The organism is Rathayibacter oskolensis (genome assembly GCF_900177245.1).
GTDB lineage: Bacteria > Actinomycetota > Actinomycetes > Actinomycetales > Microbacteriaceae > Rathayibacter > Rathayibacter oskolensis.
In genome coordinates, this window is sequence record NZ_FXBM01000001.1 from 520,107 (window position 1) to 541,987 (window position 21,881).

Sequence of the window (21,881 nt, forward strand, 5' to 3'; positions counted from 1 at the left end):
GCCCTCGGGGAGCGGGTGGCAAGCTCGACCTGTATCCCGCACCAAGAACTGAGCAGGAGACCCTAGGTAGTGTTTGGCGCCGTTGCGCGGATCTTCCGCACCCCCGACCTCCGCCGCAAGATCGGCTTCACCCTCGCGATCGTGGCGATCTTCCGGCTGGGATCCTTCATCCCCGCTCCGTTCGTCGACTTCAGCGCCGTGCAGGCCTGTCTCGCCGGCAACCAGGGCACCTCCGGTCTCTACGAGCTCGTGAACCTCTTCAGCGGTGGAGCACTGCTCCAGCTGTCGATCTTCGCGCTCGGGATCATGCCCTACATCACGGCGTCGATCATCGTGCAGCTGCTGCGCGTGGTGATCCCCCACTTCGAGACCCTCTACAAGGAGGGCCAGTCGGGGCAGGCGAGGCTGACGCAGTACACGCGCTACCTCACGATCGCGCTGGGCGTCCTGCAGTCGACGACCCTCATCACGGTCGCGCGGTCGGGAGCCCTCTTCGGCAACTCCGACGTCCCCGAGTGCTCGGCTCTGATCACGACCGACGCCTGGTACTCCATCCTCCTCATGGTCATCACCATGACGGCGGGCACCGGAATCATCATGTGGATGGGCGAGCTCATCACCGAGCGCGGCATCGGCAACGGCATGTCGCTGCTCATCTTCACCTCGATCGCCGCGCAGTTCCCGAACTCGCTCTGGTCGATCGCGCAGTCGCGCGGCTTCGACGTCTTCCTCCTCGTCCTCGCCGTCGGGCTCGTGCTCGTGGTGGCGGTGGTCTTCGTGGAGCAGTCGCAGCGGCGCATCCCTGTGCAGTACGCGAAGCGCATGGTCGGTCGTCGCACCTACGGCGGCAACAACACCTACATCCCGATCAAGGTGAACATGGCGGGCGTGGTCCCGGTCATCTTCGCCTCGTCGCTGCTCTACCTCCCCGCCCTCATCGCGCAGTTCAACCAGCCGGCCGCCGGCGAGGAGGCGCCGGGCTGGGTCACCTGGATCACGAACTACCTGACCCAGGGCGATCACCCGCTCTACATGGCGCTCTACTTCCTCCTGATCGTCGGCTTCACCTACTTCTACGTCGCGATCACGTTCAACCCCGACGAGGTCGCCGACAACATGAAGCGCTACGGCGGCTTCATCCCCGGCATCCGCGCCGGCCGGCCGACCGCCGAGTACCTCAACTACGTGCTCACGCGGGTGACGCTGCCCGGATCGATCTACCTCGGCCTGATCGCGCTGGTCCCGCTCGTGGCTCTCGCTCTCGTCGGCGCCAACCAGAACTTCCCCTTCGGCGGAACGTCCATCCTGATCATCGTCGGAGTCGGACTCGAGACGGTGAAGCAGATCGACTCCCAGCTGCAGCAGCGCCACTACGAAGGGCTCCTCCGATGACCTCGACCCCGGTGGGCTTCCGACTCCTGCTGATCGGCCCTCCCGGAGCCGGCAAGGGCACCCAGGCCGCGCGCCTGTGCGAGGTCCTCGAAGTCCCGGCGATCTCGACGGGCGACATCTTCCGGATGAACGTCGCGAACGAGACCGAGCTGGGGCTGCAGGCCAGGGCCTACCTCGACGCCGGCCAGTACGTCCCCGACGAGCTGACCAACGCGATAGTGCACGACCGGCTGCAGGAGGCGGACGTCTCGACGGGCTTCCTCCTCGACGGCTACCCCCGCACGACCGAGCAGGTCGACGAGCTCGACCGCATCCTCGCGGCCGACGGCAACCGGCTCGACGCCGTCGTGCAGCTGACGGCCGACCCCGACGAGGTCGTCGGGCGTCTGCTCAAGCGCTCGGCCGAGCAGGGCCGCAGCGATGACACGGAGGACGTGATCCGCCGCCGCCTCGCCCTCTACGAGGAGCAGACGGCGCCGCTGATCGACGTCTACGCGGCCCGAGGGCTCGTCGTGGTCGTCGACGGCCTCGGACCGGTCGACGAGGTCACCGAGCGCATCGTGACCGCCCTCGAGGGTCACCGCGTCAGCGGCCTCGTGGACGACTCCTCCGTCGCCTGACCCGTGGCGTTCCGCTCCTCCCTCTACAAGACCCCCGCGCAGCTGCGGTCGATGCTCGCCCCCGGGCTGGCGACGGCCGCCTCGCTGGACGCGGTCCGCGCGGCGATCCGGCCCGGCGTCACGACGCTCGAGCTCGACGCCGTCGCGGAGGCGGCGATCGTCGCCCGCGGGGGCCACTCCAACTTCCAGCTCGTCCCCGGTTACCGGCACACCATCTGCGCGTCCGTCGGCGACGAGGTCGTCCACGGGATCCCGGGCCCTCGCGTGCTCGAACCCGGCGACATCGTGTCGATCGACAGCGGAGCCGAGATCGACGGCTGGAACGGCGACTCGGCCATGACGGTCGTGCTGCCCGACCCTGCCCGTCCCGACGAGATCGCGGCGCGCACACAGCTCTCCCGCGTCACCGAGGGCGCGCTCTGGCGCGGGATCGCGGCGCTCGCGACCGCGCGTCACCTCAACGAGGTCGGTGCGGCCATCGAGGAGTACGTCGAGGAGGAGGCCGAGCGCGCCGGACGCGTGTACGGGATCCTCACCGACTACATCGGACACGGCATCGGCCGGACGATGCACGAGGCCCCGCCGGTGTTCAACTACCGGGTGCGGCAGCGCGGACCGGAGGTGAAGCCCGGTCTGGTCGTCGCCATCGAGCCGATGATCACGGCGGGCAGCGCCGAGACCGTCGTCCGTGACGACGACTGGACGGTGGCGACCGTCGACGGCAGCACGGCGGCGCACTGGGAGCACTCGGTCGCGGTGCACCGCGACGGGATCTGGGTCACCACCCTGGCCGACGGCGGCGCGGCGGGCCTGGCCCCGTACGGCATCGTGCCGACTCCCTTCGGCTGACCCGAGCTCGCGGAGCCGGCAGTCGTCAGCCGTCTGAGGGGATCGGGAGGGTGCTGTCGTCCTCTCGCGCCATCCCGCGCCCTTCGGGCGCCCGCCAGACCCGAGCCAGGCGCGAGAGGACGACAGCACCCTCCCTCCGCTGCAGCGGGGGAGCGCTCCGGCTCTCTTCCAGGACGAAAGATGTCCTCTGAACGTGACGAGGCACCCCACCCGATCCGACCGCCGAGCGGGCGGGGTCGGGACGCGCGCGGAGCGAACCCACGGGTGTCGGCTTCGCGGACCGCGGTCTTCGGCAGCGACGGTGCTCGACGGTCAGCTGTCGAAGACGCGGACGAGCTCCTCGATGAAGGCGCCGAAGTCGGTGGAGCGCCGGATCAGCAGCTGCACCTCGGCGCGCTCCGCGAAGACCTCGACGAACTGGTCGAAGACCGACTGGAACGTGCTCCGGCCCGCGGAGGCGAACGCGATCATCGCGATGACGTTCACGCGCTGCTCGCCCCACTCCATCGGCACGTCGTTCACCACGATCGCGATGGAGGTGCGGCGCGCGCTCATCGTCATCGCGTGCGGCACGGCGAGGTTGTCGGTGAACGCGGTGGAGCTCATCCGCTCCCGTTCGATCGCGCCGTCGACGTAGTCGTCGTCGATGATGCCCTCGGCGATCATCCGCTCGCCGAGGAGCCGGATCATCGCCGACTCGTCGCGGGCGTGGAGGTTGCGGAAGAACAGCGCTCCGTCGAAGAACTGCAGCAGCTCGTCCTTGATCTGCGCGCGCCGGCGGTGGCGGCGGACGCGCGCGATCGCACGCCGCACGGACTCCACGTCGTGATCGGTCAGGAACGGCTGCACCACGACCACGTCGTCGGCATACGGACGCTCGTCGATCGTGGTGATGACGATGTCGGCCGTGAGCCTGTCCCAGTCGACGTCGCTCCGGGTGATCAGGGAGCGGACCTCGACCTCGGTGCCGAGCGAGCGCTCGACCCGGAGTCGGAGCATGTGGGCGAGGTCGTAGTAGTTGGGGCAGACGATCACGCACGACAACCGCTCCTCGCGCCGCGACACCCGCTCGAGGAAGGAGCCCACGTGCAGCGCGATGTAGGCGATCTCGTCCTCGTTGACGACGATGCCCCTCCGTCGCTGCAGACCGCTCGCGAGGAACACGGCGATCTCGTACGTCATCGGGAAGCTCGTCTTGATCGAGCGGGTGAGCGGGTTCCGGGAGTAGCCGCCCTCCGAGGCGCGCGCGATCAGGTTCCGGACGTGCAGCGCGAGGCGCACGATGAAGCCCTCGTCGTCGAGATCGACGAGGTACTCCCGGTTCACCTCGGCGACGAGCTCGCGGACGACCGCGAGGTCCTCCGGGTCGACGTAGTTCTCGACCACGGCCGAGACGGGCTCGTTCTGGCCGGGCGTCGCGACGCGGGTCGTCATCAGGATGGCGAGCTGCGCCAGCTCGGCGTCGGTGAGCCGGGTGGCGAAGTGGCGTTCGACGAGATCGGCGAGCAGCGCCGCGAGCTCGCCGTGGATCTCGGGGGAGGGGCGGTCCTCGGAGGGGTCGCCGATGCCGCGGGAGACGCGGTCGACCGCGATCGCGATGTGCAGCAGAACGCTGTTCACGCCGTAGTCGTTGATGTAGTAGCCGCGGGCCTCGAGCTCGGCGAGCAGCTCGGTCTTGAAGGCGCCGAGGCCGGGGGAGGCGAACTCCCGCTGCACGTCGTCGAGAGTGAAGACCCCCTGCGCGCTCTCGTCGCGGAACATGCGCGAGATCAGCCGGCGGCGTGCCTCCTCGCTGCCTTCGAGCCGCACGGAGGGGCCGCGTCTGGCGAGCGCGAGACCCGCCTCGTCGGCGAGGGCCTTCACCCGGCGCAGATCCGCCTCGACGGTCGACTCGCTGACCGAGAGCGCCTCCGACAGGGCGAAGACGTCGAGCCCGTCGTCGGAGTCGACGAGGCGGCGGACGATGCTGTACAGGCGGTCTCGGGGGGTGTCGGGCTCGATCTCACGACTGCGCTGCGCCTCGAGGAAGGCCGCGTAGCTGTCTCGCGCCAGGCGGTAGCCGTTCGCCGACGACTCCACCGGCTCGAGCGGGGCGGCCTGGGTCTTGATCGAGGTGACGTAGCTGCGCACGCTGCGAGTGGTCACTCCCAGACGATCGGCCAGTTCGTGCGCCGTCACCCAACCGTCGGCGCGGGAGAGGTACTCCAGCAGGCGTTCGCGGTTGTCAGGCATCCAGTGCTCCAGGCATGGGGATCGGATCCGCTGCGAGGAGCGTCACCGCCCGGCCGCGGACCCGGTCGTCGCGAGATCCGCGAGTCGTCGTCCCAGCAGTCAACCATCTCGCCGACGCGCCCGGGACCCCCGCGCCGCCGCCCCGCGCGAACCGTCTTCCTCCCCCGCGGAAGATTCTCTGCTGGAAGGGTGAGTGCCACCTTCGCAATGCTTCACTGAAGGCACTGCTCCGACGACGTCCGCGTCCACCGGAGCACGACCCGGACGCGAGGAGGCGAACGAGGTGCGGAAGATCCTGATCGTCTGCGGGGCAGGTGCGTCGAGCACGTTCCTGGCCCACAGGTTACGAGCAGGGGCGAAGGATCGCGGCATGGATGCCTCGTTCCGGTCGGAGACGCTCGCGGGCCTCCCCGACTCGCTGCCGGAGGCCGACGTGCTTCTGGTGGGACCGCATCTCGAGCCGCAGTTCGACGGGCTCCGCCGGCTGGCGGAGCAGGTCGGAGTCGCCGCGGCTCTCCTCCCGCACGACGTCTTCGGAGGTCACGGTGCCGATGCCGTGCTCGACACCCTCCCGATCCTCTTCGCCGCTCGCGCGGTCGGGGCGGATCAGGGCGGGGACACCTCCGTCCGCCCGGTCGCTCCGGGTGCCGAGCCCGATCCCGGGCACCACTGATGCGGCCACGGCTGCAGGATCAAGGAGAAGCATTCATGGTCGAGCGCACTGTTCAGGTCGCATCGTCGAAGGGCCTCCACGCCCGTCCCGCCTCGCTCTTCAGCCAGGCCGCGGCGAAGTCGGGCCAGAAGGTCCTCGTGAAGAAGGGCGAGTCCACGGCGGTCAACGCCGCCTCGATCCTCGGGATCATCTCGCTCGGCATCGAGCACGGCGACGACCTCACCCTCACCGTCGAGGGCGACAACGAGCAGGCCGTGCTCGACGAGCTGGCGGCCTTCCTCTCGACGGATCACGATGCGTGACGCTTCGCGTCACGACACGCGGCAGCGCGGCGCTCACAAGCGCCGATAGCTGCGGAAGACCGCGAGACGCAACGGCGACCCTCAATGGGTCGCATCACCGCCCCGACGACCTCGGCCCCTGAAGCCTCCGGTCCCTGAAGCCCTCCCTCACCCCTCCTCGACACCCCCGCTCCCCGTCTCACCGACGAGACCGAACGACAGGAACCGAGAACTCATGACGCTGTCCACTCCTTCCACCGCCTACGCCTCCGCGAAGCTCCAGGGCACCGGAGTCGGCCGCGGACTCGCCCTCGGGCCGATCCTGCGCATGCCGGACCCGCTCCCCGAGCCCGAGGACACCGCCAGCACGCGCTCCGTCGCGCAGGAGGAGGAGCGGGCGGTCGTCTCGCTCTCCGCGACAGCGGCGACGATCCGGCACCGCGGTGAGCGCGCCGGTGGGTCGGCGAAGGACGTCCTCGACGCCCAGGCGCTGATGGCCGAGGACCCCTCCCTCGCGGACGACGTCAAGGCGCGCATCTCCGGGGGCAAGACCGCCGAGCGCGCGGTGCACGAGGCCTTCGCCGGTTTCCGCGACCTGCTCGTCGCGATGGGCGGCTACATGGCCGAGCGCGCGACCGACCTCGACGATGTCTCGCAGCGGGTCGTCGCCCACCTGCGCGGCGTCGCCGCCCCGGGTGTTCCGGAGTCGGACGAGCCGTTCGTCCTCGTCGCCCGCGACCTCGCGCCCGCCGACACCGCGCTGCTCGACCTCGACAAGGTCCTCGGTCTGATCACGAGCGACGGGGGCCCGACGTCCCACACCGCGATCCTCGCCCGCGAGAAGTCGATCACGGCCATCGTCGGCACGACCGGAGCTCTCGATCTGCGCGACGGCCAGCTCGTGATCCTCGACGCCTCGTCCGGCGTCGTCACCGTGAACCCCTCCGACGCCGAGATCGGCGACGCCAAGTCGTCGATCGCGCAGCGGGCCGAGATGCTCGCCGCTCCCGTCGTGCCCGGTGCCCTCGCCGACGGGCACGCCGTGCCGCTCCTCGCGAACCTCGGCTCGGCCGACGGCGCCGAGCAGGCCGTCGAGCTCGGAGCGGAGGGCGTGGGCCTCTTCCGCACCGAGTTCCTCTTCCTCGACGCGAAGGAGGCGCCGACCGTCGCCGAGCAGGCGGAGCAGTACACGCGCCTGCTCGCCGCCTTCCCGGGTCGCAAGGTCGTCGTCCGCGCCCTCGACGCCGGAGCGGACAAGCCCCTCGCGTTCCTCAACGACAACCACGAGGAGAACCCCGCCCTCGGGCTGCGGGGGCTGCGGGCGCTCCGCGCCAGCGAGCAGATCCTCCGGGATCAGCTGACCGCCCTCGCGCAGGCCGATGCGGCGACCGACGCCGACCTCTGGGTCATGGCGCCGATGGTGGCGACGGTCGACGAGACCCGCTACTTCACCGCGATGGCGAAGGAGCTCGGCATCCGCACCGCCGGTGTCATGGTCGAGGTCCCCTCCTCGGCCCTCCTCGCCGATCGGATCCTGGGGGTCGCCGACTTCGCGTCGATCGGCACCAACGACCTCACCCAGTACACCCTCGCCGCCGACCGGATGCTCGGCACCGTCTCGGCGTACCAGGACCCGTGGCACCCGGCCGTCCTCCGGCTCGTCCAGGAGGTCGGTCGGGCGGGCGCGGCCCTCGGCAAGCCCGTCGGCATCTGCGGCGAGGCCGCCGCCGACCCGCTCCTCGCCGTGGTCCTCGTCGGCCTCGGCGCGACGAGCCTCTCGATGTCGCCGTCGGCTCTCGCCGACGTCCGCGCCGAGCTGGCCGAGCACACCCTCGACGACGCGAAGCGGTTCGCCGAGCTCGCGCTCGCGGCCGACAGCGCCGCAGCGGCCCGCTCCGCCGTGACCGAGGCGATCGCCGCCTCCTGAGCATCGGCCCCCCGACCCCGGTCCCTCGGGACCGTTCCCCGCACCACCACCACCGACAGCAAGCACCACCGACAGCACCACCCGCAGCACGACCCCACTCGCACCACCCCGAATACACCACCCCCTCACGACCCGTCCCGCGGGAGCCGGCAGCCTCAGGAGCAGCCGGACTCCCTCGCCAAGAAATCGGAGAACACCACATGACAACGACGTCAGCGACGTCGACGCGCGGTGGAGCGCGCGTCCACGTCCAGCGTTTCGGCACCTTCCTCTCGGGGATGGTCATGCCGAACATCGCGGCCTTCATCGCGTGGGGCCTCATCACCTCGCTCTTCATCGCCGCGGGCTGGCTGCCCAACGGCATCCTCGGCGGCTTCGGCGACGCCGCCCAGATCGGCTGGGAGGGTGCACGCACCACCCTCGCCGAGGGTGAGGACGGCGCCACCTTCCAGCAGTACATCGGCCTCGTCGGCCCGATGATCACCTACCTGCTGCCCCTGCTCATCGCGAACACCGGTGGCCGCATGGTCTACGGCCAGCGCGGTGGCGTGGTCGCCTCGATCGCGACCATGGGCGTCATCGTCGGCGCCACCATCCCGATGTTCCTCGGCGCCATGATCATCGGCCCGCTGTCCGCGTGGCTCATGAAGAAGGTCGACTCGATCTGGGACGGGAAGATCAAGCCCGGCTTCGAGATGCTGGTCAACAACTTCTCGGCCGGAATCCTCGGACTGCTGCTCTCCCTCGGCGCCTTCTTCGGCATCGCCCCGATCATCTCGTTCCTCACCGGCGTCCTCGGTGACGGCGTCGACTTCCTCGTCAACGCCGGGCTCCTCCCGCTGACCTCGATCTTCATCGAGCCGGCGAAGATCCTCTTCCTCAACAACGCCATCAACCAGGGCGTCCTCACCCCGCTCGGCACCGTCATGGCGCAGGAGACGGGCAAGTCGTACCTGTTCCTCCTCGAGGCGAACCCCGGCCCCGGCATGGGCGTCCTTCTCGCGTTCGCGATCTTCGGAGTGGGCATCGCCCGCGGTTCCGCCCCCGGCGCCGCGCTGATCCACTTCGTCGGCGGCATCCACGAGATCTACTTCCCCTACGTGCTGATGAAGCCCGCGCTGGTCGCGGCCGTCATCCTCGGTGGCATGACCGGTGTCGCGACCAACGTCGCGTTCGACTCCGGCCTCGTCGCTCCCGCCTCGCCCGGCTCGATCATCGCGGTGCTCCTGCAGACCTCGCGCGACAGCTACCTCGGAGTCATCCTCTCGGTGCTGCTGTCCATGGCCGTGTCGTTCCTGGTCGCGTCGTTCATCATCCGGGGCAGCCGCAAGCGCGACCTCGACGCGATGGCGGAGGGCGACGACAAGCTCGCCGCCGCGGTCGCCGCGAACGCCTCGAACAAGGGCAAGGAGAGCTCGGTCGGCTCGCTGCTCAACCAGAGCGGCGCCTCCGGCCAGGACGGCGCCTCGGCGACGGCCACGGCGACCCAGGTGCGCAACATCGTGTTCGCCTGCGACGCCGGCATGGGCTCCTCCGCCATGGGCGCCTCGGTGCTCCGCAACAAGATGAAGAAGGCGGGCTTCGAGGACGTCACGGTCACCAACAAGGCGATTGCGGCTCTCGAGGACGACGTCGACCTGGTCATCACCCAGGCCGAGCTCACGGAGCGCGCCCGCCAGCGCACCCCGGGTGCGATCCACGTCTCGGTCGACAACTTCATGAACAGCCCGAAGTACGACGAGGTCGTCTCTCTGGTCGCAGAGCAGCACGGCAAGTAGTCCGGCCACCCGGCACGCACGAGGAGGGAACCCGTAGGGTGCGACTGAGCGAACAGCTCCGCCCTGCGGGTTCCCTCGCCGTTTTCCAACCCTCGGAAGGACAGAAGACATGAGCGACGTGCTCACCATCGGACAGATCAACGCCTCCGGCACCGCGACCAGCAAGGAGACCGCCATCAAGGAGGCGGCCGACATGCTCGTCGGAGTCGGAGCGGTCACCCCCGCCTACCACGAGGCGATGCTCGCCCGTGAGGCCACCGTCTCGACCTACATGGGCAACCTGCTCGCCATCCCGCACGGCACCAACGACGCGAAGGACGAGATCCGCTCCTCCGCGCTCTCGTTCGTCCGCTACGCCGAGCCGATCGACTGGGACGGCAACGAGGTGCGCTTCGTCGTCGGCATCGCCGGCGTCAACAACGAGCACCTCGAGATCCTCTCGAAGATCGCGATCATCTTCTCGGAGGAGGACGAGGTGCAGAAGCTCCTCGACGCCCCCGATGCGCAGGCGCTCTACAGCCTGCTCGGCGAGGTCAACTCCTGATGCCCACGGCCGTCCACTTCGGTGCCGGCAACATCGGCCGCGGCTTCGTCGGGCTGATCCTGCACGGCGCCGGCTACGAGCTCGTCTTCGCCGATGTGAACGCCGCCCTCATCGACCAGCTCGCCGCCGCCGACAGCTACGAGGTGCACGAGGTGGGGGAGGAGGCGAGGACCCACGTGGTCGACCGCTTCCGCGCGATCAACTCGTCCTCGGACGAGGAGGCGCTGGTCCGCGAGATCGCGACGGCCGACATCGTCACGACGGCCGTCGGTCCGAACATCCTCCGCTTCGTGGCCCCGGTGATCGCCAAGGGCCTCGCGGCCCGCGCCGAGTCGGCCCCCCGCCTCGCGGTGATGGCGTGCGAGAACGCCATCAGTGCGACGCGGCTGCTGCAGACCGAGGTCGCCGCGAGCCTCGGGCCCGACGAGTGGGAGCGCCTGCGCGCGCGGGCCGTCTTCGCCGACACCGCCGTGGACCGCATCGTCCCCAACCAGGAGGCGGGCCAGGGTCTCGACGTCACCGTCGAGAGCTTCTTCGAGTGGGTCATCGACCGCACGCCGTTCGAGGGCGGCGAGCCGTCGCTGCCCGGGGCGACCTGGGTCGACGACCTCGAGCCGTTCATCGAGCGCAAGCTCTTCACGGTGAACACGGGACACGCGACCGCCGCCTACGTCGGCTTCGCGGCCGGCGCGCACAAGCTCTCGGACGCGCTCGCCCTGCCCGAGGTGCACGACGCCGTCGCGGCCGCCCTCGAGGACACGAAGGCTCTGATCGTCCAGAAGCACGGCTTCAGCGACGACGAGCAGCAGGCCTACCTCGAGAAGACGCTCAAGCGCTTCGCCAACCCCTACCTGACGGACACGGTCGACCGCGTCGGCCGGCAGCCGTTGCGCAAGCTCTCGCGGCACGAGCGGTTCATCGGACCGGCGGCCGAGCTCGCCGAGCGCGGCCGGACGCCCTCGGGGCTGCTCGCCGCCATCGGGGCGGCACTGCGCTTCGACGTCCCCGAGGACCCGCAGAGCGTCGAGCTGAAGGAGAAGCTGGCGACGCTCGCCCCGGAGGAGTTCGTCGCGGAGGTGACCGGCCTCGCCGCCGACCACCCGCTCTTCCCGCAGGTCGTCGCCGTCGTGCGCGGCTGAGACTCCCGCCTCTCGCGAGGCATCCCCGGAGGGACGGGATCGAACCCCGGAGGGACGGGATCGAACGCTGCGGCGTCGGTCCCGTCCATTCGCCGTCGTGCGGGCGGAGTCGCGCGCGATCCCGCGGCGGGGGAGGCGTCAGAACAGGCGCCACCGCGTCAGCGGCCACGCGACCGCGAAGACGCGGCCCGTCACCCGCTCGACCGGCACCGTCTTGACGCAGGAGTCGATCGGCCCCGGTGCGCCGCGGCAGTTGCCCATCGAGTCGTTCGAGTTGGATCGGTGGTCGCCGAGGACGAAGAGCGTGTCCTCGGGCACGGTGTACTCCTGGAAGCACCGCGTCGAGGCGGGCTCGGTCGTGCAGTCGAGCGAGCCCTCGGCGAACGGGAAGTCCTCGAACACGTACGACTCGTCGAGCGGCTGCCCGTCGACGAGCATGCGCCCCTCGGCATCGCAGCACGACACGGTCTGCCCTCCGGCCGCGATGACCCGCTTCACGAGGAACTCCTCGTGCGACGGCCCGATGTTCGTGACGTCGCCGAAGTACATCACCGCCTCCGAGAGCGGGTTCCCCGTCGTGTCGGTCGCCCCCCACGCGGCGTCGCGCGAGAAGACGACGATCTGCCCCGACTCCGGATCGCCCTGGAGGGCGGCGGTGCGGTCGACGAGGATGCGGTCGCCGAAGAAGCCGCCGCCCTGGAGCGTGTTCTCCATCGACCCCGTCGGGACCGTGTACACCTTCACGAAGAACGTCTGCACGAGAGCGATCACCACGATCGCGACGACGACCGTGACCAGGGGATGCGAGTACCAGTGGCGCTCGCTCGTCGACGATCTCCTCGTGCGGGCCATCTGCACTCCCTCCGTGTGACGGGGAAAGCCTAGGCGGCGCGCGCACGCGGCTCCGCGGCGGCGCATCCTGCGCGCCGTCCTGCTCCGAGCCGGAGGGCCCCGTCCGTGCGACACGCCCGAGCTGGCGGAGGAGGCCGGATTGGCGTAGTATCGACCCTTGGTGTTTTGCGCGTGCTCCGGCACGCCCGCGCACCTCGTTCCGGGCGCTCGCCCGGGGATGGATCGGCGCGGAAACATTCGCACGACCAGTACACACACTACTTCCGAACGACAGTGAGGCTATGGCCAAAAAAGACGGTGTCATCGAAATCGAAGGTGCGGTTGTCGAGGCGCTCCCCAACGCGATGTTCCGCGTGGAGCTGACCAACGGACACAAAGTTCTCGCCCATATCTCGGGCAAGATGCGTCAGCACTACATCCGAATCCTCCCCGAGGACCGGGTGATCGTGGAGCTGAGCCCTTACGACCTGACCCGCGGCCGGATCGTCTACCGCTACAAGTAGACGTTCGCTCCGCTGAGATTCGCGACGTGCGTGTCCTGTAAGGAACGGCCCCGGCATCCGCCGGGAGCACGACGCCAGCGAAATCAAGGACAAGAACAATGAAGGTCAACCCCAGCGTCAAGCGCATCTGCGACCACTGCAAGATCATCCGCCGCCACGGCAACGTGATGGTCATCTGCAGCAGCAACCCCCGCCACAAGCAGCGCCAGGGCTGATCCCCCAGGGGATGAGCCCGCTGCTCCGGCAGGAGCGCGAGGAGCGGTCCGCCGCTCCGCAGCACGACAGAACTGAACACATCGCACCGTCAGAATCGCGCGGCGCCGGGGGAGACCCCGGTGAACGGCGAGGACACCCCCGGTCGGAGGCCGGGGCACCGACGGTGCTTCACACCTCCACTCACTCACAGGAGAAGCCACAATGGCACGTCTGGCAGGAGTAGACATCCCGCGCGAGAAGCGCGTGGAGGTCGCACTGACCTACATCTACGGAGTCGGCCGCACTCGGGCGCTCAAGACCCTGAGCGACACCGGGATCGACGGCAACATCCGCGTCAAGGACCTCAGCGACGACCAGCTCGTCTCGCTCCGCGACTACATCGAGGGCAACTACAAGGTGGAGGGAGACCTCCGCCGCGAGGTCGCCGCCGACATCCGCCGCAAGGTCGAGATCGGCTCCTACGAGGGCCTCCGTCACCGTCGCGGCCTCCCGGTCCGTGGACAGCGCACCAAGACGAACGCGCGTACCCGCAAGGGACCCAAGCGCACCGTCGCCGGCAAGAAGAAGGCCGGCCGCAAGTAACGCGGGCGACACGGACCTAGAGGAGATAAAGAATTGGCTACCCCCAAGTCGGCCGCTCGTAAGCCGCGCCGCAAGGAGAAGAAGAACATCGCAGTGGGCCAGGCCCACATCAAGTCGACGTTCAACAACACCATCGTCTCGATCACCGACCCCTCCGGGGCCGTCATCAGCTGGGCCTCGTCCGGCGGAGTCGGCTTCAAGGGCTCGCGGAAGTCGACGCCCTTCGCCGCCCAGCTCGCTGCCGAGTCGGCCGCGCGCCAGGCTCAGGAGCACGGCATGAAGAAGGTCGACGTCTTCGTGAAGGGCCCCGGATCCGGTCGCGAGACCGCGATCCGCTCCCTCCAGGCCGCAGGCCTCGAGGTCGGCTCGATCAACGACGTCACCCCGCAGGCGCACAACGGGTGCCGCCCGCCGAAGCGTCGTCGCGTCTAGCACCAGCACTCGCAGCCGTCGGTCGGCCGCAGGAACCGCCTCCGGGCGGGGAATGGGGCCGACCGGCGGATCGCGCATTTCTTTCACAACTTCATACCTCGCACACGCACGTGTCATATAGCGGACACGTGACGGAAAGGAATCATCAGTGCTTATCGCACAGCGCCCGACGCTCACCGAGGAGAACATCTCGGAGTTCCGTTCCCGCTTCGTCATCGAGCCCCTCGAGCCCGGCTTCGGCTACACGCTCGGCAACTCGCTGCGTCGCACCCTGCTGTCCTCGATCCCCGGCGCCGCTGTCACCAGCATCCGGATCGACGGAGTCCTGCACGAGTTCACGACGGTCCCGGGCGTCCGCGAGGACGTCACCGAGATCATCCTGAACATCAAGGGACTCGTCGTCTCCTCGGAGCACGACGAGCCGATCACCGCCTACCTGCGCAAGCAGGGAGCCGGCCAGGTCACGGCTGCCGACATCTCGGCTCCGGCCGGTGTCGAGATCCACAACCCGGAGCTCGTCATCGCCACGCTGAACGACAAGGCGAAGTTCGAGCTCGAGCTGACCATCGAGCGCGGCCGCGGCTACGTCTCGGCGACCCAGAACCGGAGCGAGTTCTCCGAGGCCGGCCAGATCCCGGTCGACTCGATCTACTCGCCCGTGCTCAAGGTCACCTACCGCGTCGAGGCGACCCGTGCCGGTGAGCGCACCGACTTCGACCGCCTCGTCGTCGACGTCGAGTCGAAGCCGGCGATCTCGCCGCGCGACGCCATCGCGTCGGCCGGTCGCACGCTGACCGAGCTGTTCGGTCTGGCCCGCGAGCTCAACAACGCGGCCGAGGGCATCGAGATCGGCCCCGCGCCGGTCGACGCCGTCCTCTCGACCGAGCTGTCGATGCCCATCGAGGATCTCGACCTCTCGGTGCGCAGCTACAACTGCCTCAAGCGCGAGGGCATCAACAACGTCAACGAGCTCGTCGCCCTCTCGGAGACGCAGCTCATGAACATCCGCAACTTCGGACAGAAGTCGGTGGATGAGGTCAAGGAGAAGCTGACGGAGCTGGGCCTGTCGCTGAAGGACTCGGTCCCCGGGTTCGACGGCGCCCACTTCTACAGCTACGACGACGAGAGCATCTAGGTCTGGAGCTTCCGGAGCCTGCGGCTCTCTCGCGATCGACCTGCTGACACCCCTTTAGTACTGGAGTAAACCCATGCCCAAGCCCACCAAGGGCCCCCGCCTCGGAGGCGGTCCCGCACACGAGCGTCTGCTGCTCGCGAACCTGGCCGCGGCCCTGTTCACGCACAAGAGCATCAAGACGACCGAGACCAAGGCCAAGCGCCTGCGTCCCCTCGCCGAGCGTCTCGTGACGTTCGCCAAGCGAGGCGACCTGCACGCCCGTCGACGCGTCCTCGCGACGATCGGCGACAAGTCGGTCGTGCACGAGCTCTTCACCGAGATCGCGCCGCTGGTCGCCGAGCGTGAGGGCGGCTACACCCGCATCACGAAGATCGGTCCCCGTAAGGGCGACAACGCGCCCATGGCCGTCATCGAGCTCGTCCTCGAGCCCGTGAGCCCGAAGGCGAAGAAGTCGCGCACTTCGGCGGCGCCCGTCTCGGCTCCGGTCGAGGACGCGCCCGTCGAGGACGCGCCCGTCGAGGAGACCACCGTCGAGGACGCGCCCGTCCAGGACGCGCCGATCGAGGAGACCAGCGAGACCAAGTAGTCACGCACCCTCCTCGAGAGCCCTCCGCCCCACCGGGACGGGGGGCTCTCGTCGTCTGCGCAGTGGCGCGGAACGTCGCATACGATGGCGTGATCGTCCTCTTCGACGGTGATCGCGTCACGACCGGCGCTCCCGGGGCCCGCCGCCTCGACGATCCTCGGAAGGGGCTGCGTGCGCCTGCGACTCCCGGTTCTCCTCACCGCCTGCGTCGTCCTGGCGCTGACGGGGTGCAGCTCCGACTCCGTGATCGATGTGCCGGAGTCCTCCGGCACACCGTCAGGCAGCACGGACGCGGGGACGCCGCCTCCCGCGATCAGCACTCCCGTGGAGACCGCGTCGGCGGCGGCAGGGCCGGCGATCGACTGCGCGACAGCGCTCCCCTCCTCGGTCGTGGAGGAGAGCGTCGGGCTCCCGGCGGGCACCGTCTCTGCAGCGGCCGGCGGCGGCGACTGCACCTACTCGATCGCGGGGAATCCCTCCGCCCTCGTCCTCAGGATCGACTCCGCGCCGCTCGCCGAGACCTTCACCGGCGGCGGAGAGGCCAAGGGGGCCACCCCGGCACCGCTGGGCGCCGCGGCCTACTGGCTGGCCGGCGACCCGCGGACCTCGACGCCGTCCGAGCTGGCCGTCCTCGCGGGCGGGTACGAGCTGCACATCGTGTCGTTCGTGGGCGACCAGGGCCTGCTCGTCGACTGGGCGGTCTCGGCCTTCGCCGCGGTCGACGTGAGCCTCGTCGTCGCCTGACCGGTTCCGGCCCACGACCTAGACTCGACGGGTGCTTCACCGCGTCCGCCTCGACCTGGCCTACGACGGCTCCCGTTTCTCCGGTTGGGCCAAGCAGCCGGGGCTGCGCACGGTGCAGGGCGTCCTGGAGGAGGCCCTCGCGCTGGTCCTGCGGGCCGACGAGCGTCCGGTGGTCACCGTCGCGGGGCGCACCGATGTCGGCGTGCACGCGAGCGCCCAGGTCGCGCACCTCGATCTGACGCCGGAGCAGTGGCGCAGGCTCAGCGGCCCGCGACGGGCGGGTGACGAGACGCTGCCGCCCGAGGCGGTCCTCCAGAGGCGACTGCGCGGGATCCTCGGGCAGTACTCGGACTTGTCCGTGCACCGGGTCTCCCTCGCCCCGGAGGGTTTCGACGCCCGCTTCTCCGCGCGGTGGCGCCGCTACGAGTACCGCCTGGCCGACGCCTCCTCCACCCGTCATCCTCTCGAGCGCACGTACACCACCTGGATCAACGAGTCGCTCGACGAGCGCGAGATGGCGCGGGCGGCCGACTCTCTGCTCGGCCTCCATGACTACGCGTCGTTCTGCCGGGCGCGCGAGGGCGCGACGACGATCCGCAGCCTCCTCGACTTCGTCTGGGAGCGCGACGCCGACGGCGTGCTGCACGCGCACCTGCGCGCCGATGCGTTCTGCCACAGCATGGTGAGAGCGCTGGTCGGCGCCTGCGTCGCCGTCGGGCTGGGCAAGCTCGGCGCCGACGAGCTGCCGGGGCTCCGCGACGCCGCCGCGCGCACGAACGCCTTCGCGGTCATGCCGGCGCGAGGCCTCATCCTGCGCGAGGTCGACTATCCTGAGGATGCCTCGCTCGCCGAGCGCGCCGCTCTGACCCGGGTCCGACGGACCCTGCCGGCCGCGGGTGCCGAGGGGAAGGACTCCGAATGATCCGCTCGCTCCGCGTCGCCACACCCGTGGTGGCCGCCCTCGTGCTCGCTCTCGCCGGGTGCTCGTCGTCGACCATCGACATCCCGGAAGGCGCAGTGGTGAGCGCCGCCCCGACCCGGGTCCCGGTGGAGTCGGCTCCCGTCGAGTCCGCTCCGGCGCAGTCCACTCCGGAAGCGTCGGCGACCGTCGAGACGGAGGAGCCCGCGCCCGTCACCGAGACTCTCGACTGCGCCACCGTGCTCCCCGTCGAGACGATCGAGGCGGCCCTCGAGCTGCCCGCAGGATTCGTCACCCCCTCCTCGACCGGGGCCGGCTGCTCGTGGTCGATGGCGGGCAACACCTCGGCGCTCGTGCTGCAGACCGCGACCGGGGCGACGAGCGACTCCCTCGCCCAGCAGGAGGCGGCCGGCGCGACCGAGCCGAGCGATCTGGGCGACCAGGCGTTCTTCCGCGCGGGCGACCCGGCCGTCGACCCGGCCGCGACACTCGTCGTCCTCGCCGCTGATCGGCTGCTGTCCCTCCGGTCCTACGTCGGCGACCAGGAGCCACTCGAATCGCTCGCGGCCGACGTCTTCTCGGCGCTGGGTCAGGATCCCGCCTGAGTCACGTCGCCCGGGCGAGCACCCTGCGCGTCACCCTCCCGGGCGCGGCTTCCGCTGATGAGCCGTTTGCTGTAATGTCGACCCTTGGTGTTTTCGGCCGTGTGCCGACCACCCGAAGTTGAGCCCTCCACCGGATCGGTTCGGCCCCCTCGCGGGTCGAACGGCCACGGAGCGGGATTCACGAACACCTCACTCCGACCAGAAAGCAGCACTCACGTGACTCGCACTTTTTCTCCGAAGCCGGCTGACGTCCAGCACGACTGGATCGTCATCGACGCGTCCGACGTCGTGCTCGGCCGTCTCGCCACCCACGCCGCAGCGCTCCTGCGCGGCAAGCACAAGCCGACCTTCGCGCCGCACATGGACATGGGCGACTTCGTCATCATCGTCAACGCCGAGAAGGTCGCCCTCACCGGCCAGAAGCTCCTCCAGAAGAAGGCCTACCGCCACTCCGGCTACCCGGGAGGCCTCTCGGCTACCACGTACGCCGAGCTCCTCGAGAAGAACCCGACCCGCGCCGTCGAGAAGGCCATCCGCGGCATGCTCCCGAAGAACTCCCTCGGTCGTGCGCAGCTGCGCAAGCTGAAGGTCTACACGGGCTCCGAGCACCCTCACGCGGCCCAGCAGCCCAAGGCGTACGCCTTCACCCAGGTCGCCCAGTAGGCTCCGGCCCTCCCCGACACCTCAGACTTCGAAGACAAAGGATCACCTACACCGTGGCGAAGATCGCAGACCAGATCGACGTGGCTCCCGAGAGCTACTCCACCGAAAGCCCGGCCACCGAGGCGTCCTCGACGCCCCGCGCCGTCCTCAACGTCTCCGGCGCAGCCGTGGGCCGACGCAAGCAGGCCATCGCCCGCGTGCGCCTGGTCCCGGGCTCCGGCGGCCTGACCGTGAACGCCCGCGAGTTCGCGGAGTACTTCCCCAACAAGCTGCACCAGCAGCTGATCACCGACCCGTTCAAGGTCCTCGACCTCATCGGCTCGTACGACGTCGTCGCGAAGATCACCGGAGGCGGCCCCTCCGGCCAGGCCGGTGCGCTCCGCCTCGCGATCGCCCGCGCGCTGAACGAGATCGACCGCGAGAACAACCGCGCCATCCTCAAGAAGGCCGGCTTCCTCACCCGCGACGCTCGCGTCATCGAGCGCAAGAAGGCCGGTCTCAAGAAGGCCCGCAAGGCGTCCCAGTTCTCGAAGCGCTAGTCGCGGCGGCCCCTGGGCCGTCCGACCAGTAGCTCGAGAAGTGGACAGCGCTATGCCGCGCCTTTTCGGAACCGACGGCGTCCGTGGCCTCGCGAATCGCGAGGTCACGGCCGACCTCGCTCTCGGCCTCGCCCAGGCGGCCGCCCGTGTACTCGGAGCGGCCGCCAGGGCCGAGGGCCGCCGGCCCGTCGCCGTGCTCGCCCGCGACCCCCGCATCTCCGGTCAGTTCATCGGAGCGGCCGTCGCCGCGGGCCTCGCGAGCGCGGGCGTCGACGTCCTCGACGCCGGCGTCATCCCCACCCCGGCGACCGCCTACCTGATCGCGGACGAGCGCGCCGACTTCGGCGTGATGATCTCCGCCTCGCACAACCCCGCCGCCGACAACGGCATCAAGTTCTTCGCCGCCGGCGGGCGCAAGCTCCCGGACGAGCTCGAGAACCGGATCGAGGCGGCGCTCGGCGTGCCACCGCTCACGCCGACGGGCGCCGATGTCGGCCGCATCCGCCGCTTCTCCGATGCCGAGGACCGCTACGTGGTCCACCTGCTCGGGTCGCTCGGCAGCACCCGCCTCGACGGCCTGCACGTCGTCATCGACTGCGCCCACGGGGCCGCCGCCGGCATCTCGCCCGAGGTCTTCACGGATGCGGGCGCCACCGTGACCGTGATCGGCAACGACCCCGACGGTCTGAACATCAACGACGGCGTCGGCTCCACCCACCTCGACAACGTCGCCGACGCGGTCCGCGCGGTCGGCGCCGACCTCGGGATCGCGCACGACGGCGACGCCGATCGGTGCCTCGCCGTGGACGCCTCCGGTCGCGTCGTCGACGGCGACCAGATCATGGCGATCCTCGCCACCTCCATGGCGCGCCGCGGTGTGCTCCGCGACAACGTGCTCGTCGCCACGGTCATGAGCAATCTCGGGCTGAAGCTGGCGATGGCCGACGCGGGGATCCGGGTGATCGAGACGTCCGTCGGCGACCGCTACGTCCTCGAGGCCATGACCGAGGGCGAGTACTCGCTCGGTGGCGAGCAGTCCGGCCACGTCATCATGAGCCGCTACGCCACGACCGGCGACGGCGTGCTCACCGGCCTGCAGCTCGCGGCCGAGATGGCCCGCACCGGCAGGACTCTCGCGGAGCTCGCCTCGGTCATGAGCGTGTTCCCGCAGACCCTCGTCAACGTGCGCGGAGTCGACCGCGAGGGCGTGCACGACGACGAGGTCATCGCCGCCGCCGTGGCCGCCGCCTCGGCGCAGCTCGGGACCGACGGACGCGTGCTCCTGCGACCCTCCGGCACCGAGCCGATGGTGCGCGTGATGGTCGAGGCGAAGACCCAGGAGACGGCCGACCGGCTCGCGGAGTCGCTCGCGGCAGTCGTTCTCGCGCAGCTCCGATCCGCGTAGTCGCCGCTCCCGGCCGATGCCTCGAGGGTGGTCGCCGATCGAAGGGCAGCACGTCGGGTGATCTGCGACGGCCCGGTGGCTGAGATCTCGCCCGAGCGCTGGTGCCGTCCTGGTGGTCGAGTAACTCCGCAGGGGCGTATCGAGACCCATGGGTGCCGGCAGGAGTGCTCTGCCGTCACGGCACGCTGAGGGCGGTGAACTGGCCTGCTGGCCCTCCTCGCCGCGTCAGATCTTGCGGAGGAGGACCGAGGAGACGGCGTGATCGGCCTGCTTGCGCAGGACGAGGCTCGCGCGGGAGCGGGTCGGCCGCACGTTCTGCACGAGGTTCGGCTCGTTGATGGTCGACCAGATGCCGCGGGCGCGATCCAGCGCCTCGTCGGGTGTCAGGGACGCGTAGCGGTGGAAGTAGGAGTTCGGGTTCGTGAAGGCGCCCTGCTGCAGCGCGAGGAAGCGCTCCTCGTACCAGCGGGCGATGTCGCCGGTGCGCGCGTCGACGTAGACGGTGAAGTCGAACAGATCGCTGACGGCCAGGCCGTGACCCGGCACCGGCGGCTGCAGCACGTTCAGCCCCTCGACGATGAGCACGTCGGGGCGCCGCACCACGATCTCGGCGTCGGGGACGATGTCGTAGGAGAGGTGGGAGTAGAACGGCGCGCGCACCTCGGCCGCACCGCCCTTCACCTCCGAGACGAAGCGGAGGAGGGCGCGCCGGTCGTACGACTCCGGGAACCCCTTGCGGCTCATCAGGCCCCGGCGCTCGAGCTCGCGATTGGGCAGGAGGAAGCCGTCGGTGGTCACCAGCTCGACGCGGGGGGTGTCGTCCCAGCGCGCGAGCAGCTCGCGCAGGAGCCGCGCGATCGTCGACTTGCCGACCGCCACCGACCCGGCGACGCCGATGACGAACGGGGTCGCCTCCGCCCGCTCGCCCAGGAAGAGGCTCGTCGCCCGATGCAGGTGACGCGCCCCGCCCGCGTAGAGGGTGAGCAGCCGCGACAGCGGGAGGTACACCTCGGCGACCTCGGTCAGGCTGAGCCGGTCGCCGAGCCCGCGGAGCTGGACGACCTCGGTCTCGGTCAGCGGGAGCTCGGTGGTCCGAGCGAGCTCTGCCCAGTCGGATCGCGAGATCTCGACGAACGGAGAGGGGTGCGCCTCGCGCCCGGGATCACGAGCTGACGACGGCATGACCCCCGATCCTACCGGCCGGTGCCGCGGGAGCCCGACGGGATCGAGCCCCTGCCGCGATCCGGATCGAGCCCCGTTTAGGA

The 21,881-nt window shown here is 69.9% G+C and carries 24 protein-coding genes; 21 read left to right on the top strand and 3 right to left on the bottom strand.

The window, feature by feature from the left end:
• Positions 1 to 69 precede the first annotated feature (69 nt).
• Genes secY through map form a run of 3 tightly spaced genes read left to right on the top strand, consistent with a single transcriptional unit; the run spans position 70 to position 2,861 of the window.
• The gene (gene secY / locus B9Y99_RS02615; RefSeq protein WP_085475032.1) at positions 70 to 1,392 is read left to right on the top strand and encodes a preprotein translocase subunit SecY; all 1,323 of its coding nucleotides are present in this window, start codon (positions 70 to 72) and stop codon (positions 1,390 to 1,392) included.
• Positions 1,389 to 2,012 (top strand): adenylate kinase, encoded by a 624-nt coding sequence (locus B9Y99_RS02620; RefSeq protein WP_085475033.1) that lies wholly within the window; start codon positions 1,389 to 1,391, stop codon positions 2,010 to 2,012. Before secY ends, B9Y99_RS02620 begins: the two co-directional genes overlap by 4 nt.
• A 3-nt stretch (positions 2,013 to 2,015) precedes the next feature.
• Positions 2,016 to 2,861 (top strand): type I methionyl aminopeptidase, encoded by an 846-nt coding sequence (map, locus tag B9Y99_RS02625; protein ID WP_085475034.1) that lies wholly within the window; start codon positions 2,016 to 2,018, stop codon positions 2,859 to 2,861.
• Between the two features lie 312 nt (positions 2,862 to 3,173).
• On the opposite strand, the gene B9Y99_RS02630 is transcribed toward map, so the two are convergent.
• A complete protein-coding gene (locus B9Y99_RS02630; protein ID WP_085475035.1) occupies positions 3,174 to 5,093 on the bottom strand; it encodes a BglG family transcription antiterminator in 1,920 nt (639 codons plus the stop codon).
• Positions 5,094 to 5,376: 283 nt separating this feature from the next.
• On the opposite strand from B9Y99_RS02630, the gene B9Y99_RS02635 reads away from it, so the two are divergent.
• The 6 genes from B9Y99_RS02635 to B9Y99_RS02660 all read left to right on the top strand — a co-directional run bounded on the left by B9Y99_RS02635 (position 5,377) and on the right by B9Y99_RS02660 (position 11,435).
• Complete coding sequence (locus B9Y99_RS02635; protein WP_165759514.1) at positions 5,377 to 5,766, top strand: PTS sugar transporter subunit IIB; 390 nt, start codon at positions 5,377 to 5,379, stop codon at positions 5,764 to 5,766.
• A gap of 35 nt (positions 5,767 to 5,801) precedes the next feature.
• The gene (locus B9Y99_RS02640) at positions 5,802 to 6,068 is read left to right on the top strand and encodes an HPr family phosphocarrier protein (RefSeq protein WP_085475037.1); all 267 of its coding nucleotides are present in this window, start codon (positions 5,802 to 5,804) and stop codon (positions 6,066 to 6,068) included.
• Positions 6,069 to 6,282: 214 nt separating this feature from the next.
• Positions 6,283 to 7,974, top strand: coding sequence for a phosphoenolpyruvate--protein phosphotransferase (gene ptsP / locus B9Y99_RS02645; RefSeq protein WP_085475038.1), 1,692 nt, complete (start codon positions 6,283 to 6,285; stop codon positions 7,972 to 7,974).
• Between the two features lie 200 nt (positions 7,975 to 8,174).
• Positions 8,175 to 9,752: a PTS mannitol transporter subunit IIBC gene (locus tag B9Y99_RS02650; RefSeq protein ID WP_085475039.1), complete on the top strand. Its 1,578-nt coding sequence runs from the start codon at positions 8,175 to 8,177 to the stop codon at positions 9,750 to 9,752.
• A 109-nt stretch (positions 9,753 to 9,861) separates the two neighbouring features.
• Positions 9,862 to 10,296 carry a PTS mannitol transporter subunit IIA gene (locus B9Y99_RS02655; protein ID WP_085475040.1) on the top strand — a complete coding sequence of 145 codons (435 nt, stop codon included), beginning with the start codon at positions 9,862 to 9,864 and terminating at the stop codon, positions 10,294 to 10,296.
• The gene (locus B9Y99_RS02660; RefSeq protein WP_085475041.1) at positions 10,296 to 11,435 is read left to right on the top strand and encodes a mannitol-1-phosphate 5-dehydrogenase; all 1,140 of its coding nucleotides are present in this window, start codon (positions 10,296 to 10,298) and stop codon (positions 11,433 to 11,435) included. Before B9Y99_RS02655 ends, B9Y99_RS02660 begins: the two co-directional genes overlap by 1 nt.
• A gap of 138 nt (positions 11,436 to 11,573) precedes the next feature.
• On the opposite strand, the gene lepB is transcribed toward B9Y99_RS02660, so the two are convergent.
• Entirely contained in the window at positions 11,574 to 12,287 is a 714-nt protein-coding gene (lepB, locus tag B9Y99_RS02665; RefSeq protein ID WP_165759515.1) for a signal peptidase I, read from the bottom strand.
• Between the two features lie 281 nt (positions 12,288 to 12,568).
• On the opposite strand from lepB, the gene infA reads away from it, so the two are divergent.
• The 12 genes from infA (at position 12,569) to glmM (ending at position 20,616) form a co-directional block, all read left to right on the top strand.
• The gene (gene infA / locus B9Y99_RS02670; RefSeq protein ID WP_022883252.1) at positions 12,569 to 12,790 is read left to right on the top strand and encodes a translation initiation factor IF-1; all 222 of its coding nucleotides are present in this window, start codon (positions 12,569 to 12,571) and stop codon (positions 12,788 to 12,790) included.
• A 98-nt stretch (positions 12,791 to 12,888) separates the two neighbouring features.
• Positions 12,889 to 13,005: a 50S ribosomal protein L36 gene (gene rpmJ, locus B9Y99_RS02675; RefSeq protein WP_055787164.1), complete on the top strand. Its 117-nt coding sequence runs from the start codon at positions 12,889 to 12,891 to the stop codon at positions 13,003 to 13,005.
• A 202-nt stretch (positions 13,006 to 13,207) separates the two neighbouring features.
• The gene (rpsM, locus tag B9Y99_RS02680; RefSeq protein ID WP_068251511.1) at positions 13,208 to 13,588 is read left to right on the top strand and encodes a 30S ribosomal protein S13; all 381 of its coding nucleotides are present in this window, start codon (positions 13,208 to 13,210) and stop codon (positions 13,586 to 13,588) included.
• Positions 13,589 to 13,621: 33 nt separating this feature from the next.
• Positions 13,622 to 14,020: a 30S ribosomal protein S11 gene (rpsK, locus tag B9Y99_RS02685; RefSeq protein ID WP_055787170.1), complete on the top strand. Its 399-nt coding sequence runs from the start codon at positions 13,622 to 13,624 to the stop codon at positions 14,018 to 14,020.
• A gap of 148 nt (positions 14,021 to 14,168) precedes the next feature.
• Complete coding sequence (locus B9Y99_RS02690; protein ID WP_085475043.1) at positions 14,169 to 15,155, top strand: DNA-directed RNA polymerase subunit alpha; 987 nt, start codon at positions 14,169 to 14,171, stop codon at positions 15,153 to 15,155.
• A gap of 73 nt (positions 15,156 to 15,228) precedes the next feature.
• On the top strand, positions 15,229 to 15,741 hold the full coding sequence (rplQ, locus tag B9Y99_RS02695) for a 50S ribosomal protein L17 (RefSeq protein WP_085475044.1): 513 nt from the start codon (positions 15,229 to 15,231) through the stop codon (positions 15,739 to 15,741).
• 171 nt (positions 15,742 to 15,912) lie between these two features.
• Positions 15,913 to 16,485 carry a YgdI/YgdR family lipoprotein gene (locus B9Y99_RS02700; RefSeq protein ID WP_129587868.1) on the top strand — a complete coding sequence of 191 codons (573 nt, stop codon included), beginning with the start codon at positions 15,913 to 15,915 and terminating at the stop codon, positions 16,483 to 16,485.
• A gap of 31 nt (positions 16,486 to 16,516) precedes the next feature.
• A complete protein-coding gene (locus B9Y99_RS02705) occupies positions 16,517 to 17,407 on the top strand; it encodes a tRNA pseudouridine synthase A (protein WP_085475046.1) in 891 nt (296 codons plus the stop codon).
• A complete protein-coding gene (locus B9Y99_RS02710; RefSeq protein WP_085475047.1) occupies positions 17,404 to 18,009 on the top strand; it encodes a hypothetical protein in 606 nt (201 codons plus the stop codon). The genes B9Y99_RS02705 and B9Y99_RS02710 overlap by 4 nt, the downstream gene beginning before the upstream one ends.
• A gap of 216 nt (positions 18,010 to 18,225) precedes the next feature.
• The gene (rplM, locus tag B9Y99_RS02715; RefSeq protein ID WP_085475048.1) at positions 18,226 to 18,672 is read left to right on the top strand and encodes a 50S ribosomal protein L13; all 447 of its coding nucleotides are present in this window, start codon (positions 18,226 to 18,228) and stop codon (positions 18,670 to 18,672) included.
• 53 nt (positions 18,673 to 18,725) lie between these two features.
• Positions 18,726 to 19,211, top strand: coding sequence for a 30S ribosomal protein S9 (gene rpsI, locus B9Y99_RS02720; RefSeq protein WP_085475049.1), 486 nt, complete (start codon positions 18,726 to 18,728; stop codon positions 19,209 to 19,211).
• 52 nt (positions 19,212 to 19,263) lie between these two features.
• Positions 19,264 to 20,616 carry a phosphoglucosamine mutase gene (glmM, locus tag B9Y99_RS02725; protein WP_085475050.1) on the top strand — a complete coding sequence of 451 codons (1,353 nt, stop codon included), beginning with the start codon at positions 19,264 to 19,266 and terminating at the stop codon, positions 20,614 to 20,616.
• Between the two features lie 225 nt (positions 20,617 to 20,841).
• On the opposite strand, the gene coaA is transcribed toward glmM, so the two are convergent.
• Positions 20,842 to 21,798 carry a type I pantothenate kinase gene (gene coaA / locus B9Y99_RS02730; protein WP_085475051.1) on the bottom strand — a complete coding sequence of 319 codons (957 nt, stop codon included), beginning with the start codon at positions 21,796 to 21,798 and terminating at the stop codon, positions 20,842 to 20,844.
• Positions 21,799 to 21,881 lie beyond the last annotated feature (83 nt).

What these genes read in the sequence shown, in the direction of transcription:
- rpmJ (WP_055787164.1), top strand. Translation starts at nt 12,889, where the DNA reads ATGAAGGTCAACCCCAGCGTCAAGCGCATCTGCGACCACTGCAAGATC.
- glmM (WP_085475050.1), top strand. Translation starts at nt 19,264, where the DNA reads ATGCCGCGCCTTTTCGGAACCGACGGCGTCCGTGGCCTCGCGAATCGC.
- B9Y99_RS02640 (WP_085475037.1), top strand. Translation starts at nt 5,802, where the DNA reads ATGGTCGAGCGCACTGTTCAGGTCGCATCGTCGAAGGGCCTCCACGCC.
- ptsP (WP_085475038.1), top strand. Translation starts at nt 6,283, where the DNA reads ATGACGCTGTCCACTCCTTCCACCGCCTACGCCTCCGCGAAGCTCCAG.
- infA (WP_022883252.1), top strand. Translation starts at nt 12,569, where the DNA reads ATGGCCAAAAAAGACGGTGTCATCGAAATCGAAGGTGCGGTTGTCGAG.
- coaA (WP_085475051.1), bottom strand. Translation starts at nt 21,798, where the DNA reads ATGCCGTCGTCAGCTCGTGATCCCGGGCGCGAGGCGCACCCCTCTCCG.
- B9Y99_RS02650 (WP_085475039.1), top strand. Translation starts at nt 8,175, where the DNA reads ATGACAACGACGTCAGCGACGTCGACGCGCGGTGGAGCGCGCGTCCAC.
- B9Y99_RS02655 (WP_085475040.1), top strand. Translation starts at nt 9,862, where the DNA reads ATGAGCGACGTGCTCACCATCGGACAGATCAACGCCTCCGGCACCGCG.
- B9Y99_RS02630 (WP_085475035.1), bottom strand. Translation starts at nt 5,093, where the DNA reads ATGCCTGACAACCGCGAACGCCTGCTGGAGTACCTCTCCCGCGCCGAC.
- B9Y99_RS02710 (WP_085475047.1), top strand. Translation starts at nt 17,404, where the DNA reads ATGATCCGCTCGCTCCGCGTCGCCACACCCGTGGTGGCCGCCCTCGTG.
- lepB (WP_165759515.1), bottom strand. Translation starts at nt 12,287, where the DNA reads ATGGCCCGCACGAGGAGATCGTCGACGAGCGAGCGCCACTGGTACTCG.
- B9Y99_RS02660 (WP_085475041.1), top strand. Translation starts at nt 10,296, where the DNA reads ATGCCCACGGCCGTCCACTTCGGTGCCGGCAACATCGGCCGCGGCTTC.
- B9Y99_RS02620 (WP_085475033.1), top strand. Translation starts at nt 1,389, where the DNA reads ATGACCTCGACCCCGGTGGGCTTCCGACTCCTGCTGATCGGCCCTCCC.
- rpsM (WP_068251511.1), top strand. Translation starts at nt 13,208, where the DNA reads ATGGCACGTCTGGCAGGAGTAGACATCCCGCGCGAGAAGCGCGTGGAG.
- rplQ (WP_085475044.1), top strand. Translation starts at nt 15,229, where the DNA reads ATGCCCAAGCCCACCAAGGGCCCCCGCCTCGGAGGCGGTCCCGCACAC.